Origin of the sequence: Limosilactobacillus pulli (assembly GCF_947381555.1) — a bacterium.
Taxonomy (GTDB): Bacteria; Bacillota; Bacilli; order Lactobacillales; family Lactobacillaceae; genus Limosilactobacillus; species Limosilactobacillus pulli.
In genome coordinates, this window is record NZ_CANCWQ010000003.1 from 23,241 (window position 1) to 39,197 (window position 15,957).

Annotated in this window: 13 protein-coding genes; all 13 read right to left on the minus strand. The window is 47.6% G+C overall.

From position 1 onward, the window contains the following. Position 1: 1 nt before the first annotated feature. The 13 genes from QOS03_RS01505 to mutS all read right to left on the minus strand — a co-directional run bounded on the left by QOS03_RS01505 (position 2) and on the right by mutS (position 15,867). Complete coding sequence (locus QOS03_RS01505; protein WP_283575127.1) at positions 2-532, minus strand: CvpA family protein; 531 nt, start codon at positions 530-532, stop codon at positions 2-4. A gap of 128 nt (positions 533-660) precedes the next feature. Beyond that, positions 661-978, minus strand: a complete 318-nt coding sequence (locus QOS03_RS01510) for a DUF1292 domain-containing protein (protein WP_169461128.1) — start codon at positions 976-978, stop codon at positions 661-663. 19 nt (positions 979-997) lie between these two features. Then, positions 998-1,435: a Holliday junction resolvase RuvX gene (gene ruvX, locus QOS03_RS01515; RefSeq protein ID WP_169461129.1), complete on the minus strand. Its 438-nt coding sequence runs from the start codon at positions 1,433-1,435 to the stop codon at positions 998-1,000. After that, complete coding sequence (locus tag QOS03_RS01520) at positions 1,432-1,695, minus strand: IreB family regulatory phosphoprotein (protein ID WP_169461130.1); 264 nt, start codon at positions 1,693-1,695, stop codon at positions 1,432-1,434. Before QOS03_RS01520 ends, ruvX begins: the two co-directional genes overlap by 4 nt. 324 nt (positions 1,696-2,019) lie before the next feature. Then, positions 2,020-4,674 (minus strand): alanine--tRNA ligase, encoded by a 2,655-nt coding sequence (alaS, locus tag QOS03_RS01525; RefSeq protein WP_283575128.1) that lies wholly within the window; start codon positions 4,672-4,674, stop codon positions 2,020-2,022. A 262-nt stretch (positions 4,675-4,936) separates the two neighbouring features. Beyond that, positions 4,937-6,313 carry a DEAD/DEAH box helicase gene (locus QOS03_RS01530; protein WP_283575129.1) on the minus strand — a complete coding sequence of 459 codons (1,377 nt, stop codon included), beginning with the start codon at positions 6,311-6,313 and terminating at the stop codon, positions 4,937-4,939. Positions 6,314-6,336: 23 nt separating this feature from the next. Further along, positions 6,337-7,281: a DHH family phosphoesterase gene (locus QOS03_RS01535; protein ID WP_272216404.1), complete on the minus strand. Its 945-nt coding sequence runs from the start codon at positions 7,279-7,281 to the stop codon at positions 6,337-6,339. 466 nt (positions 7,282-7,747) lie between these two features. Beyond that, positions 7,748-8,218, minus strand: a complete 471-nt coding sequence (yajC, locus tag QOS03_RS01540) for a preprotein translocase subunit YajC (RefSeq protein ID WP_169461134.1) — start codon at positions 8,216-8,218, stop codon at positions 7,748-7,750. 127 nt (positions 8,219-8,345) lie between these two features. Beyond that, positions 8,346-9,437 (minus strand): tRNA-ribosyltransferase family protein, encoded by a 1,092-nt coding sequence (locus tag QOS03_RS01545; RefSeq protein ID WP_283575130.1) that lies wholly within the window; start codon positions 9,435-9,437, stop codon positions 8,346-8,348. 48 nt (positions 9,438-9,485) lie between these two features. Continuing rightward, positions 9,486-10,481 carry a Holliday junction branch migration DNA helicase RuvB gene (gene ruvB / locus QOS03_RS01550; protein ID WP_408612055.1) on the minus strand — a complete coding sequence of 332 codons (996 nt, stop codon included), beginning with the start codon at positions 10,479-10,481 and terminating at the stop codon, positions 9,486-9,488. A gap of 37 nt (positions 10,482-10,518) precedes the next feature. Further along, the gene (gene ruvA, locus QOS03_RS01555) at positions 10,519-11,118 is read right to left on the minus strand and encodes a Holliday junction branch migration protein RuvA (protein WP_169461137.1); all 600 of its coding nucleotides are present in this window, start codon (positions 11,116-11,118) and stop codon (positions 10,519-10,521) included. A gap of 55 nt (positions 11,119-11,173) precedes the next feature. Then, positions 11,174-13,165, minus strand: a complete 1,992-nt coding sequence (mutL, locus tag QOS03_RS01560; RefSeq protein ID WP_283575131.1) for a DNA mismatch repair endonuclease MutL — start codon at positions 13,163-13,165, stop codon at positions 11,174-11,176. A gap of 11 nt (positions 13,166-13,176) precedes the next feature. Next, positions 13,177-15,867 (minus strand): DNA mismatch repair protein MutS, encoded by a 2,691-nt coding sequence (gene mutS / locus QOS03_RS01565; RefSeq protein ID WP_283575132.1) that lies wholly within the window; start codon positions 15,865-15,867, stop codon positions 13,177-13,179. Positions 15,868-15,957 lie beyond the last annotated feature (90 nt).

Below are 15,957 nucleotides of genomic sequence, written 5' to 3' on the forward strand. Positions count from 1 at the left end.
TCTATCCCAATAGATTCAAGGCTGCCTGTGCCATAACCGGGGTGTCTTTAATCATCAGCTGAGCAATCCCTGATTGAGCAAGCTGATTTTGCCACCATTGACTGGGAAACAGCTGAAAGATCATCAAAAACATAAAGATAATCAAATAACCGATCAAAACATCAAGTGTCCCACCTGCCAATCGATTAGCCGATCCAAGCACCGGCAGTCGATTCAGCCAGTTGAGTCTTTTTAACAGCCAGTGTCCCAAAAAAGAAATTGTACTAAAGATGGTCATAAATGCCAGACCATTATAAAAAAACGTGGTGGGGTTGATACTGCTCAACAAACTGCTGCTAACCGACCCACTGCTGCTGTTCAGCTGCGGCAAGAATCCGGATAATGCTCCGCCTAAAAACCGAGCGCCCAGCTTAGCAGCCAGCCAGCCAATCAGATAGGTACACGTTGAGATCAGCATGCCCAATAAGCCACGATTGGTCCCATTGACCCAGCAGCCAATCAAAATTACTAAAATTACCGTTGTTAAAATCATTTATTGCCTCATTTGTTTATGGCGCTAATTTATCTAATAATAAATAAGACCCGGCATCCGGATAAACCGCACGCCAGGTCTTGATGATCTTGAGCCAAACATGCTGGCTTCAGTAGTTTGGATCGGACTTAGGCATTGAAATTGCCTTCATCATCAATAAACGTATTGAGCACTTCTTGAACCATTGCCCACTCTTCATCGCTTTCGATTGGCATCAGCTGAATATCGCCGCTGTCAACACCATCCATGTCGTTGGCTGGTTCAAATGAAAAGGCCTCAATATCAACCTCTTCGGCATTTTCTTCATCCAATGGATAGAGGCAGATGTACCATTTGCCGTTTTGATCGGATTTAAAGCGCATTGCCTCTTTGTAGAGCTCTTCATTGCCCTTCTCGTCGACCAGCGTAAAGATTTCTTCGTTGTCGCGTGGTTGATTTTCGCTCATAAGCCGCTCCTTTAATGTTTTATAGTTTTTGAACCAGCTTGCCGTGTCGATCAAGGTAGTTTTGCAAAATCAAGGTGGCAGCCAGCTCGTCAATTACTTTCTTTTGTTTGCGTCTGGAGATATCCGCCTGCTCAACCAGCATTCGGTGTGCCTCAACCGTAGTCAGGCGCTCATCTTGAAAATCGATTGGCAGACCAAATTTTTCCACCAGCAGATCGCCATAATGATGTGAGGCCTCAACGCGCGGTCCTTCGGTATTATTCATGTTTTTAGGCAGACCAATTACGAAGCCGGCCACCGAGCGACTTTTAACCAACTGCGCCACTCGCTCAAGACCGAATTCGCCAGCCTCTTCATCAATCGGAATAATCTCGACCGCCTGCGCCGTCCAGCCTAATGGATCGCTTTCGGCAACGCCAACGGTTTTAGAGCCAACGTCTAGTCCAAGCAGTCTCATTTGGCATCTCCATTATGCTGCAGATAAAAGCGTACCAGTTCTTCGATAATTTCATCACGCTCATGCTCGCGAATCAGATTGCGCGCATTGTTCAAACGTGGAATATAGGCAGGATCGCCCGAAAGCAGGTAGCCAACGATCTGGTTGATTGGATTATAGCCTTTTTCCTCTAAGGCTTGGTATACGGTATTTAAGGTTTCTTTGACGTCCTTTGGCTTTTCTTTGCCAAAGTCAAAAAACATGGTCTTGTCACTTGCCATCTTTTCACCCCCGACCTTTCTTTATCAATACTTAATTCTACTATACCACTTAACAAATCACAATCAGCAAGCTTTTCCTTAACCAGACCTTAATCTGCCAAACTTGCCCGACAAATTCAATAAAAAAAGAGAGTGAGAAAAAACTCCGAAAATCAGCTTGCGACCGATTTTCGGAGTCTGTCTTCGAACCTCCGCAAGGCTGGGCTAGGTCGGTCAAATGCTGATTTATCAGTATTTGACCTGCCAACCAGCTACTGCGCTGAGGCATTGTTATCTATACGTAGTTAAGAGGTTGAGTTAATTCCCAGTCTCCTCTGATTTTGACTACTTGTTCAGATATTCAACAGCCTGCTTCAAAGCGGTTGGAATTCCCTCTGGCTTCTTGCCACCGGCTTGAGCCAGGTTAGGACGGCCACCGCCGCCACCATTGATGGCAGGTGCAATCGCCTTGATAATGTCACCGGCTTTGATGTCTTTAATCTTGTCATCACTGACGGCGACCAGCATGTTGGCCTTGCCTTCATTGCCGGTTGCCAAAACCAGCACGTCAGACAGCTGCTTGGCGCGCCAACTGTCGGCAAGCTGCCGTAGCTGACCCATGCCAGCAACATTGACTTGAGCGGCAATCAGCGTACCTTGTTTGGTGTCTTGAACGTTGTCAAAGACTGCATTGGCTTGTTGAGCAGCCAGCTTGGCTTCCAGAGCCTCGTTTTGCTTTTGTGCTTCTTTAAGCTGACTTTGTAATTCTTCAACACGGTGTGGCACCTCTTTAAGTTGGGCAACCTTCAATTCACCAGCCGTCTGCGTTAACAGATCATCATGGCTTTGCATAAACTTGAAGGCATCGCTTGAGGTAACCGCTTCAATCCGCCGGACACCGGCACCGACCCCACCTTCGGAAACGATCTTGAACAGACCGATTTCGTTGGTATTCTTAACATGATCACCGCCACAGAATTCGGTGTTGTAATCACCAATCTTAACAACCCGGACCTTGTCACCATATTTGTCGGAGAACAGAGCAATGGCATCCATCTTCTTGGCTGCCTCCAGGTCGGTTTCAACCGTCGTGACCGGAATTTCTTTCCAGATCTGTTCATTGACCATATCTTCAACGGCCTTCAGATCTTGATCCGTAACCTGGCCAAAGTGGTTGAAGTCAAAGCGCAGGTAGTGCTGTTCAACCAATGAGCCGGCTTGTTGCGTGTGACCGCCCAAGACGTTGCGCAATGCCTGGTCCAAAAGGTGAGTTGCGGTATGGTTCTTTTCGATCTTCAGGTGACGCAGACGATCAACCTTGAGGGCATAGCGCGCCCCTTTCTTTAATGGCGATTTCAGTTCAACGCGGTGCAGATTCTGCTGATTTGGTGCATGCTGAACGTCAACGACTTTACCAACCAGATTGCCAAAGTTGTCAATAATGTCACCAGTGTCGGCAACTTGACCACCCATTTCGGCATAAAATGGCGTTACGTCAAAGATTACCTCAACGTCCTCATCACCCGGCAGTGCTTCTTCGACATGCTGACCAGCTTGTGCCAGACCAATCACCTTAGCGTTTTGGACTTCCAGATCCGTGTAGCCGACATACTTGCTTGGTTCCTTAAATTCAGTCCAGACGTCGGTTTGAACGCCCATCCCATTATCGATATCACGTGCTTTGCGGGCTCGATTCTGCTGTTCGGTCATGGCAGCCTCAAAGCCGGCCTCATCAACTTCAAGGCCTTCGTCAGCAGCGTATTCCTTGGTCAGCTCGATTGGGAAGCCGTAAGTATCGTACAGCTTAAAGGCCGTCTTACCATCGATTCGGTTGCTGCCGTCTTCTTTGGCACGAGCAATCACATCATTGAGCAGATTCAGACCACCATTTAAAGTCGTGTTGAAGCGTTCTTCTTCCGACTTGATGACTGAAGCAATGTAGTCGGCATTCTTCAAGACATCTGGATAGTATGATTCCATAATCTTGCCAACCGTAGGCACCAGCTTGTACAAGAATGGCTTGTCGATGCCCAGCTTCTTGCCGGCAACGACTGCCCGCCGCAACAGACGACGAATGACGTAGCCACGACCAACGTTAGAAGGCAGAGCGCCGTCACCAATTGCAAACGTGATCGTCCGAATATGGTCGGCAATAATCTTGAAGAAGACGTCATCATCCTTGTTTTCGCCATACTTTTTAACGCCGCTGAATTCTTCGGCCTGCTTGATCAGTGGCATAAAGAGATCGGTCTCAAAATTGGTTGGGGCATTTTCAAAAATGGAGACGACTCGTTCCAGTCCCATCCCAGTATCGATGTTTTTATGTGGCAGCGGCTCGTAGGTATCTTCTGGTGTGTGGTTGAATTGTGAAAAGACAATGTTCCAGATTTCAAGGTAACGTTCGTTTTCACCACCAGGGTAGTTTTCTGGATCATCTTCAGGTACATTGTTCATTTCCTGGCCACGGTCATAAAAGATTTCCGTGTCGGGACCAGATGGACCTTGACCAATATCCCAAAAGTTGTCTTGGTTGGCCAGCAGGTGATCTTCGGCAACTCCAGCTTCCAGCCAGCAGCGGTGAGCATCATTGTCCTTTGGGTAATAAGTAACATACAGCTTTTCAGGATCAAAGCCGAACCATTCGTCACTGGTCAGCAGCTCCCAGGCCCAAGGAATAACTTCTTTTTTAAAGTAGTCGCCAACTGAGAAATTTCCCAGCATTTCAAACATTGTGTGGTGACGCGCCGTTTTACCAACGTTTTCAATATCATTGGTTCGAATACTCTTTTGCGAGCTGGTCATGCGCGGATTCTTGGGTACAACCTCACCATCAAAATACTTTTTCATCGTAGCAACCCCAGAGTTAATCCAGAGCAGCGTTGGGTCATCAACCGGCACCAAAGAGGCACTTGGCATTTCGGTATGACCGTGTTGAATAAAGAAATCCAGGTACATGCGGCGTACTTGGGCACTATTAAGGTGCTTTAATTCCTTGCTCATGTTATCTTCCTTTCCTGGTAAAAACAAAAACCCATCCTTGCGAATCAGAGACGCCCTTAGACGCGGTACCACTCTGCTTGCAACGATGGATTTCGTTTACCTCTTTAAATTTCCGAATTTCGGAAGCTGATTGTTGAATTGTAGATCTGGGGAGCACCTAATGATGATCGTCGTTTTTCACAGCAGCCAAAACGTTTCTGAAAGCTCACATCAAAAAGCATATCCCAAACAGTCCATATTATAAGCGAGCTGACATTAAAAATCAACGACCATTATTCTCACGCTCGCGTCGATGCTGACGCTGACGTTGACGCTTGGCTTTGCGCATTTCATGACGCTTGGCCAGCTTGCGTTTTTCTTGCTCATCTTCTTTGATAGCCCGCTGGATCCGTTTCTTGTAGCCAGGCTTGACCTTTTTCTTAGTCTTTTTGACAAAACCGCGCAGCGTCGTATCAAGACTTTCTCTGCGGCGGTGGTAGTTCTTGCGGCGGTTGCGATCATAGGTCGTTACGATATGGCCATTCTTGAACGTTTTAGGCGTAAACTTGATGCCGCGCTCCTCAAGTTTGGCGATCATCTCGTCTTCAGCTGGTGCATAAAGCGTAATGGCTGTTCCTTTCATGTTGGCCCGTCCCGTTCGACCAACCCGGTGCACGAAGTATTCCAGATCGCTTGGAATGTCATCATTGATTACCAGCGACACACCATCAATATCAATTCCTCGCGCTGCCAGGTCAGTCGCAACGACATATTGGTAGTCGAGGTTGTGAATCTGACGCATAATGCGTTTCCGTGCCCGTGGCTCAAGACCGCCATGCAGCAGCGCCACTTTTAGTCCTTGCTGCTGCAGATAATTGGTAATTTCTTCAGCCCGTTGCCGCGTATTGGCAAATACCAGTGCCAGGTATGGATCCCCCAGCGTTAAGAGCTGATAGATCATCTCATTTTTGTCCCGGCCTTTGGTTGACATCAGCCAGTTGTCGACATTGGGGTTGATCACCGTTTCGGTTGGAATTTCTTCGACGACCGGATTTTCCATGTATTTTTTCAAAAATGGCCGCAGTCCTTGGGGAATCGTGGCCGAAAAGACCATCATCTGCAGATCTTCTGGAAAATGACCAGCAATACCGTCAACCTGTTCCAAAAAGCCCATGTCAAGCGTCATATCTGCTTCATCAACAACAAAGCGATGAGCCGTGTGAATATCCAGGGCTTGCGAGTTGATGAGATCCAAGATTCGCCCAGGCGTTCCAATGACCAGCTGTGGCTGCTTACGCTGCAGCTGCTCAATTTGATGCTGTTTGTCAGTACCACCAACATAATTATGAATTGTAAATTTCTGGGGAGCAAATTTGTTCAGCTGCTTGGCTGCATTATAAATCTGGTAGGCCAGTTCCCGGCTGGGGGTAGTGATTACAACCTGCACGTTTTGGTCATTGGGATCTAACTGTTCAAAAATCGGCAGTAAAAACGCATGCGTCTTACCACTACCGGTTTGTGACTGACCAACCACGCTCTTATTGGTTAGCACGATTGGAATTACTTTTTCCTGAACTGGGGTCGGCTTAGTGAAATGGAGATCTTTTAAGGCCTCCATTAAGAATGGTTGAAAATGAAAGTCAGCAAATGTTTCAGTCATTGAGGTTGGATTTCCTTTCTTGGTCAGGCATTGGCAGCCAACTCATCCAGCTGGCTGACCACTGCTTTGATTTCTTGTTCATCGCGTGCCTTAGCTCCACTGGCCAGTGGATGACCGCCGCCTTGATGCTTTTTGGCCAGTTCATTGATAAATGGACCCTTGGAGCGCAGCCGAATTCGGTAGTGACCATCTTCTTGTTGGACAAAGATCGCCCAGGCCTTAACGCCTTGAATCTTGCCTGGTAAAGGCACAACGGCCGAAGTACCCGCTTCAGTCAGTCCGTAGCGCTTAAGAATCTCATTGGTCAAAATCACATAGGCTGCACCGCTTTCAAGCAGCGTCATGTTTTCATAGACATAAGCCGACAAGCGCGCAAGTGGCAGCGTAATCGTATCCTCACGCTGACAAATAGCGGACGCATCGGCCCCTGCTGCCATCAGCTCACCAGCAATGCGCATGGTATTAGGCGTAGTAGCTGGATATAAAAAGCGGCCCGTATCACCAACGATACCAGCATACAAAGCGTGAGCTGCCTTTTTGGGCAAAGTCAGTTCTTTTTTGAAATGCTCGTAAAACTCATAAATCATCTCCGAGCAGCTGGATGCATCGTCTCTGACCCACATCAGATCACCATACGGCTCGTCATTGGGATGATGATCGATCTTGATCAGCTCATCACCATTATTAAAGCGCCGATCATCAATTCGTGGCGCATTGGCCGTATCGGTAACGATCACCAGGGCATCATCATATGCATCGCCTTCAATTTCGTCCATGGTACCGATCCAGTCAAATCCCGGAATATGCTTACCAACGACATAGACCTGCTTGTAAGGAAACGAAGCCTTTAAAATCTCAGCCAGCCCAACCTGAGAACCGATTGCATCGGGATCCGGGCGCTGATGACGATGAATTATGATCTTGTTGTATTTTTTAATCTGTTCAAGAATTGACGCTAACTCGTCCATTGATCAATTCCTCCTTGCACGTATTATGCTATTTTAAAACCATTTCCAAGTATATCAGCAATTGGCGTTTTTGGCTTGTCCATTAGACTCAAAAATCCTGATGAGTAACCTACTCATCAGGATTTTTTACAGTCAACCACCATCGGCTAAAGTCGATGGCTTGTGGGCAAACACCCCGATATTGAGTGTCTAAACCACAATTTGCGTAGATACGGACGATTTACTCAAACAGCCGCAGTTGCTTGAGCAGTGATCATCTAATTACCAATGCCTTTTACGTCCCCAGGTTGCCATAGGGACGATATATCGATAGTTGTTAGATAGTCAGTCTTATAATGCTGTAATACTCACTTTGATTCTCAGTGATGCAGCTACTAAGTTAATTACTATCTACAAGGATTAGATCATAGCAAGCCTATCCATCCCATGACTAAAGTCACGGGATTTCCGGCTAGACATAATTAAACTACTTATCAGCGTCGGCACTGTCGCTTTGGGCAGGCTTTTGATCATCAGCAGCTGCTGATTCACTGGCTGGCGCAGCTTCTTGACTTGCTGGTGCTTCACTGGCTTCTTTAGCCGGTTCTTGACTGGCCGCAGCTGACTCGCTGGCTGGCGTTTCAGCAGTTTCTTGCGTCTTGCTTGGAATTACCCGTGCAATTGCTGAGAGGTCAAAAGTCAAGTAGACCCCTTCACAGTCGATCGTTACCGTTTGATCCGTGGTGTTGATTTCATCGATCACACCATGCAAACGACTGATCATAACGACCTGATCACCCTTCTTTAAGTGATTTACCATTGATTGGTGCTCTTTGCGTTGTTTTTGTTGTGGCCGAATCATGAAGAAGTACATAAAAGCAATCATCAAGACGATAATGATGATGCTGGACATGCCGGATCCGGTACTACTGCTTGCAGCTAAAATTCCCACTGCCATTCATCCTCTCTTATTTGATTTGATAATTATATGATCAATAAATAACTTTACCAAAAAAACGGGTCAAATACCACTGGTTCAACTAAAAACCAGCATTTCTGACCAAATCGAATACCGATTGTTCATTCTAGGCCAACCCATTAAAAACGATTGCTGGTGACTGATCATGCATAATGGACTGACGAGTTTGAACAAACATCTTTTGCAGGTACCAAAGATTATGCTGGCCGATCAGACGCGTCCCCACTGGATCACCCATATGAAGCAGATGTCTAAGATAGGCTCTTGAGTAGTGTCGGCAAACCTGACAGTCACAATCTTTTGCCAGTGGCTGCAGATCTTTGGCAAAGCGTTCTTTTTTAATCGGCAACAGTCCTTGATCACTCAGGGCTTTACCATAATGTCCCCAGTGCGTTGGTAAAGAGGTTTCAATCAGATCAACGCCATTTTGCAATGCACTGATCAGTTGAGCCGGCGATTGAACATCACTAACCATCCGGAGTTGATTTTTAGGCAGACAATCGATGCTGGCCTTTAAAATCCGATCATACTCATCATCATCGTCAATATCACTGATCCCACCAATCACGTAACCATCAAAGCCAAGCTCTAATAAGGATGCGATGCTTTGTGCTCGCAGCTGAGCAAAACCCGCTCCCTGCATCACGCCAAGCACAGCCGGCGAATCTGGCGTCAGGGCTGCTTTAGCTGCTTTGGCCCAGGCTGAATTAATGGCAACGGCTTTTTCGATATAGTCGTGCGTGGCATAGTAAGGCGGCGTTTGACTAAGCATCAGCATAATATCGGGCTGCATCTTGGTTTGTGATTCGATTACAGACTGCGGCGTCATCAAACGCACCGCACCGGTCTTAACGTCATGAAAGCGAACGCCGTCTTTGGTCAGATGATTTTTCTTAACCCGTGGCAGATGCGAAAAGTCGCCAGGCTGAGCAATCACCAGTCCATCCCAATCCATTAGTCGGTGCAGTCCACCTGATGCCTGAACGATTTCAGTTCCTGGGTTTTGTGAGATGATGCTTGCATCAACGCTGAGTCCTTTAACCTGAGACTGTTCAGCCTCGATCGGTGCCAGATCATGAATTGTCAATGCAGGTGCCGAAACGATCAAGGCTGGCGTAGCAATCGTTTGTTGACCGACCTTTAACCTGGCTGCCCGCATTGATCCGTAAGTTTTTTGTAATTTAAAATCTAGCTTCAAAACTATTTACCCTTTCATTTTGGCCTGCCCTATCGTCGCACGGTAAGCCTATTTTCCTTCACCAGGCAGCGGGATTCCTAGATGCTGATAGGCAGCCGGCGTAGCAACGCGTCCCCTTGGCGTACGGGCGATAAAGCCAATCTGCAGCAGATAGGGTTCATACATTTCCTCGATCGTACCCATTTCCTCACCGACATTGGCAGCAATCGTCTTTAGACCAACCGGACCGCCATGATAGTAATCGATCATGGTATGCAAAATCCGTCGATCGATCTCATCCAGTCCACGCTCGTCGACTTGCAAAAGCTGCAGAGCCTTGGCCACGGTTGCCGCATCAATAGCATCATTGCCAGCCACTTGGGCAAAGTCGCGGACCCGTTTTAAAAGACGATTGGCAATTCGCGGCGTACCTCTTGAACGCATGGCCAGTTCCTTAGCGCCGGTCGGTTCAATTGGCATGGCAAAAATCTTGGCTGAACGAAAGATGATTCTTTCCAGCTCATCTTGGCTGTAATAGGCCATATGCTCGATAATGCCAAACCGGTCCCGCAATGGTGCCGATAAGACCCCAGCCCGTGTCGTCGCACCAATTAGGGTAAACGGTGGCAACGGAAAATGAATCGGATGTGCTGTTGGACCTTCGCCAACGACAATATCGATATAAAAATCCTCCATTGCCGAATAGAGCATTTCTTCAACCGTTTTGGGCAGTCGATGGATCTCATCAATAAACAAGACATCGCCAGGATGCAGCTCGTTTAGCATGGCTACCAGATCACCTGGCTTTTCAATGGCTGGGCCACTGGTCGTCTTGATGCCAACGTTCATCTCATGAGCAATCACCATCGCCAAGGTCGTTTTTCCCAGCCCCGGTGGTCCATACAAAAGCACGTGGTCGAGCGCTTCTTCACGACTGCGGGCGGCTTGGACGTAGACAGACAGTTTCTTTTTGATTTGTTCTTGACCAATATATTCGGCAAGCCACTGGGGACGCAGGCTCGTTTCACCGGCACTTTCCGCCTCATTTTCAACCTGAGCCGACATCAAGTGCTGATCATCCTCCAAGAAAATCCCTCCTTTACTAGCTTAACAAGCGCAGTCCCTGACGCAGATAGTCATCGGTCGACATTGCCGACTCCTTGCTAAGCGCTTTTTGTACCTTTTTAACCGACCGTTCGGGATAGCCCAGCGCACTCAGCGCCGCCAAGGCATCCCGCAGCTCTGGCGTTAGATCTGTATCACTGGCTGGCACATTGAAGTCCAGTGGCTCATTGGCACGCAATTGATCAATTTTATCATGCAGATCCAAGACGATTTGACCGGCCGTTTTCTTACCGATGCCGGGAAACTTAGTCAGATAGCTGACATTATCGTTGGCAATGGCATCAATTAATCCTTGATGATCAGGATTGGCCAGAATTGCCAATGCGCTTTTGGGACCAATTCCCGATACGTTGATCAGCTGCATGAAAAGCTGCTTTTCTTCAGCACTGACAAAACCATACAGGGTAATGGCATCTTCTCTGACCGCCTGATAGACAAATACCTTGACCTTGTCGCTGACGTTGACCGACCAGCGATATGGATTGGCACAGGCCAGCCGATAACCAACGCCATTAACGTCGAGCACGATATAGGTCGGTGCGGTCTGAACGATTGCTCCAGTAAGATATTCAAACAATTTTTATTCCTCACTTTTTAAGGTTGTTTTCATTATAGCACACATGCGTTCGCTTTTAGAATGAATGGGCATCGAAATCACGCGAATAGGCCTGGTGATGATCTTGAATTCGTTTAAAGAGTTTTTCCAGATCCGTATCGGTAAAATGGATCGTTACTGGCCGACCATGTGGGCAGTTGAATGGATTTTGACACTGTGGCAGTTTTTTCAGCAGCGCTTTGGCCTGTTGATCATCCAGATAATGATTGGCCTTAATTGCTCGTTTACAGCTCATCATCATGGCCGTTTTCAAACGAAAATGCGCGACGTTCAGTTCTGCATCATTCAAAATCCAATCAATCATTTCTTTGGCCGTTGCCTCTTCTTGTCCCTCAACAAACCAGGTGGGATGCTCTGATAAAACAAAGCTGTTTTGCCCAAACGGTTCCAGGTTTAAGCCAACGCCACGTAAGACGTCTAAATGCTCGCTGATCTTTAGCGCCTCAGCCGTTGAATAGCTTAAAACCATCGGCGTCAAAAAAGCCTGCTGATCATGACCGACTTCACCGATTTCATGCCGAAAACGCTCAAAATTAATCCGTTCTTGGGCTGCATGCTGATCGACCAGATACAAACCATCTGAAGCCTCTGCCAGCAAAAACGTCCCGTGATATTGCGCCAGATATTGCAGATCCGGAAAGCGCTGTTCAGCCTGACTGCCGGCATCGTCGATATCCAAGGTCAGCTCTTCGGTCTTAACGTCTGGTGAGTCCGATTGCCCAATCATAGTTGACTGATCTGATATTGACTGCTCAAATGGAGCTGCCTGCTCCTCATCTTGGTAGCGCTGATCAAAGGCCTGCAGTGCTGGTTGATTAAGATCGTCTCGTTGTTTGATTACCACTGGTTGGGCAGCCAGATGATCATCTTCTTGGGCCTTTTTTTCAACCGAGGCTGCCGCTTGAGTCGGTGCCGGTGTTGCGGCTGGCTGATAGACCGACGCCGCTTCACCAAACTGACTTGACTCTGCGCTTGACTTGGCTTTTAGCTGCTGAGCCTGAGAACCAACGTCTGGAATCAGATTCTGATTGGCCAGGCCATGAAAGACCGCCTGTTCCAAAAGGCTGGCCAATTGTTCCTCCTTGCTCAGTCGCACCTCGCGCTTGGCTGGATGAACATTGACATCGACCAATACCGGATCCAGATCGATATTGATCACGGCAAACGGAAACCGTCCCACCATCAGCTTTGACCGATAGCCGGCAATAATTGCCTTGGTTAGTGCGTAACTGCGTACATAGCGATGATTGATCGTTAGCGTGATGTGACTTCGCTGCGCTCGCGTCAGCTCTGGCTTTGAGATATAACCGGAGATGCTGAAGTCGGGATTTTCACCATGAATCGGAATCATCATGCGACCAACGTTGACCCCATCGATAGCTGCAATCACTTGCTGCAGCTTACCGTTGCCGGCAGAACGAAATACTTCTCGGCCATCATGCGTAAACGAGATGGCTACAGCTGGATTAGCCAGAGCCAGCCGATTAACGATGTCGATCAAGTGACTCAGCTCGGTTTTAGGCGACTTTAGATACTTCAAGCGGGCTGGCGTATTGTAAAACAGCTCCGTCACCAGAATATCCGTTCCTTTCCGTGCAATAGCCGGCTTCAGCGCTTTTTCCTCGCCGCCGCGAATATGATAAGACGTTCCTTCCTGCCCCGATACCGCCGTTGTCATGATTACATCAGCAACCGAAGCAATACTTGGCAGCGCTTCGCCACGAAAGCCCATTGTCTGAACACGAAATAGATCGCCAGCCGTTTCAATCTTGCTGGTAGCGTGACGCTTAAAAGCCATTGGCACGTCACTTCTGGCAATTCCATCGCCATCATCGATCACGCGAATACTGCCCAGTCCCGACTCGGTTACCACAACGTCGATACGCTGACTGTGAGCATCCAAAGAATTTTCGACCAGTTCTTTGACGATCGATGAAGGTCGCTCAATTACCTCACCGGCTGCAATCTGATTAGCCAATACGCTGCTTAATTGATGAATTTTTCCCATTAAGTCTCAACTCACTTTTGTTTTGCCAGTCTGGTCTGCCATTCATAAACCTGATTCATGATTTCCATTGGCGTCATCCCCATCAGATTCAGATTCTTAAGCTGGCGAATCACCTTTTCTTCCAGACCCGCAAGCGATTTTTTAACTGCTGGCGCTGGAGCAAACAGTTCTAATTGACCGTCGGGTTCTGAGACAAGCGGTGCCGGAAACGTTTTTTCAGCTACGGCATTGACTGGCGCAGCTGATGATTCAACGCTTGGTGCCGTATCGACTGCAGTCGCTTTTTGTGCTTGTGCTTCAGTCGGATTCAGCGCAGTCAGCTTGATCTCGTCTTGACTCTCCAACTGACTGAGAATCTGGGCAGCACGTTTTAACAGATCAGTCGGCATCCCAGCCAGCTTGGCAACATGAATCCCATACGACTTGTCGGCAGGACCGTCTTCAATCTTATGCAAAAAGACCAGCTCGCCATTTTCCTCAGTGGCACCTACATGAACGTTGTGCAGATGATTTAATGTCTGCTCCAGATCGGTCAGTTCGTGATAGTGCGTAGAAAAAAGCGTCTTAGCGCCGATATGATCATGAACGTATTCAATGATCGCTTGAGCCAGTGCCATTCCATCATAAGTTGCCGTTCCCCGCCCAATCTCGTCAAACAGAATCAAACTATTGGCAGTAGCGTGCTGCAAGGCATTGTTGGCTTCCATCATCTCGACCATAAACGTACTTTCGCCCGCAATCAGGTCATCAGCTGCACCGATTCGCGTAAAGATCTGATCGAAAATCGGCAGATCTGCCTGGTCAGCCGGTACAAAACAGCCCATCTGCGCCATCACCGCCGTTAAGGCCAATTGGCGCATATACGTGCTTTTACCCGACATATTGGGCCCGGTAATCAACAGAATTGAAGTCTTTGGATCCATCAAAACGTCATTGGGGACGTATTTTTGATAGCCCATTACTTTTTCAACTACTGGATGGCGACCGTTTTTAATTATCAAACGATGCTCCTGGTTTAGTTTTGGTCGTACAAAATGATAGTCCTCACTCACCACGGCAAAGCTCTGCAGCACATCCAGTTCCGATAATGCCTTAGCCAGTGACTGCAGGCGATTGATTGCCTGTTTGACGGTTTCGCGCACGCCAACGAACAAGTCGTATTCCAGGGCCGTTGATTTTTCCTGTGCGCCTAAAATCAAGGCTTCTTTTTCCTTTAGCTCCGGCGTGCTGAAGCGCTCAGCGTTCGTCAGCGTCTGCTTGCGTTCATAACGATCGGTTGGCAGCTTGCTCAAATTAGCCTTGGTAACTTCGATATAGTAGCCAAAGACATGGTTGTAGCCAATCTTAAGGTTGCTGATACCGGTTGCCTCACGCTCTTTAGCCTGCAGCTGAGCAATCCATTGCTTGCCGTTGTCCATAGCATCACGATATTGGTCTAACTGATCATTGTATCCGGATTTGATTACGCCGCCATCTGTTACCGAGATCGGCGGTTCTTCAGCAATTGCGCGCTGAATCAGATCAGCAATATCTGCCAGTGGATCCAGCTTGGCTACCAGATCGTCAAAAACCGGTGCATCCAGCGTTTCTAAGATATATTTAATCTTTGGTACCCGCAAAAGCGAGGTCTTTAATTGAATCAAGTCACGGCCATTTACGCTGCCATAGGCTACTCGACCGGCTAGACGCTCCAGATCGTATACCTGAGTCAGTTCCTGCTGCAGATTGCTTCTTTCAAAATAGTTGTCAAGCAGTACCTGAACCTTGTCTTGCCGCTGAACGATCTGCTCTTGGTCAATCAATGGCCGATCCAGCCAGCGTTTGAGCAGTCGACTACCCATTGCCGTCTTGGTTTCATCCAAAAGCCAGGCCAAGGTTCCTTGACGCTTGCCACTGCGCATATTGGTCATTAATTCCAGATTGGTCTTAGAATAATGATCGATCTTCATATATGAGCTTGGCTGATATGAAATAGCTTTTTGCAGATGATCAAGCGAGCGTTTTTGCGTTGTCAGCAGATAAGAGACCAGCTGAGCCACGACCTGCTTTTCACCTGCTTGCTCCAGATCTTGGGTTAAATAGCTGACTTCAGCATTTTTTAAGATTTCGGGCTGTTTTGAAAGCAGAATGTTGCGCTTGGTCAATTGCTGCTTAAGTCCATCAACCAATGAGTCGTCAACGACAATTTCCTTGGTTTGCAGATTGATCAATTCGTTAAGTGCTGCATTGCTCCCTTGCAGCGTGGTCGTTTTTAATTCACCGGTTGCCAAATCGGCATAAGCCAACTCAAAAGTCTGATCCTGCTGTCTTAAAGCAGCCAGGTAGTTATTGCTGCGGGCTGCATCCCCACTTTGATCCATCTGCGTTCCTGGCGTAATCAAACGCGTCACGGCACGCTTGACCATTCCCTTGGCTTTTTTGGGATCCTCCATTTGTTCACAGATTGCTACCTTATAGCCCTTTTCAATTAAAATATCGACATAGCCATCAACCGCCTTATGGGGAACGCCACACATCGGAATCGGGTTGGCAGCACTGTGATTGCGCGTCGTCAGCGTCAATTCAAGGATTTGCGCGCCTTTGACCGCATCATCATTAAACAGTTCATAAAAATCGCCTAATCGATAAAACAAAAAAGCATCTGGATATTGGTCTTTAACTTGTTGGTATTGTGCCATCATTGGCGTAAGCTTTTTAGCCAAAAATTTTCACCTGCTTATCTTTGATTTCTTAATTTTAATGACTTTGCGTCTAAAACGCAAAACAGGGACTGAAGAACCGCTTCTCCAATC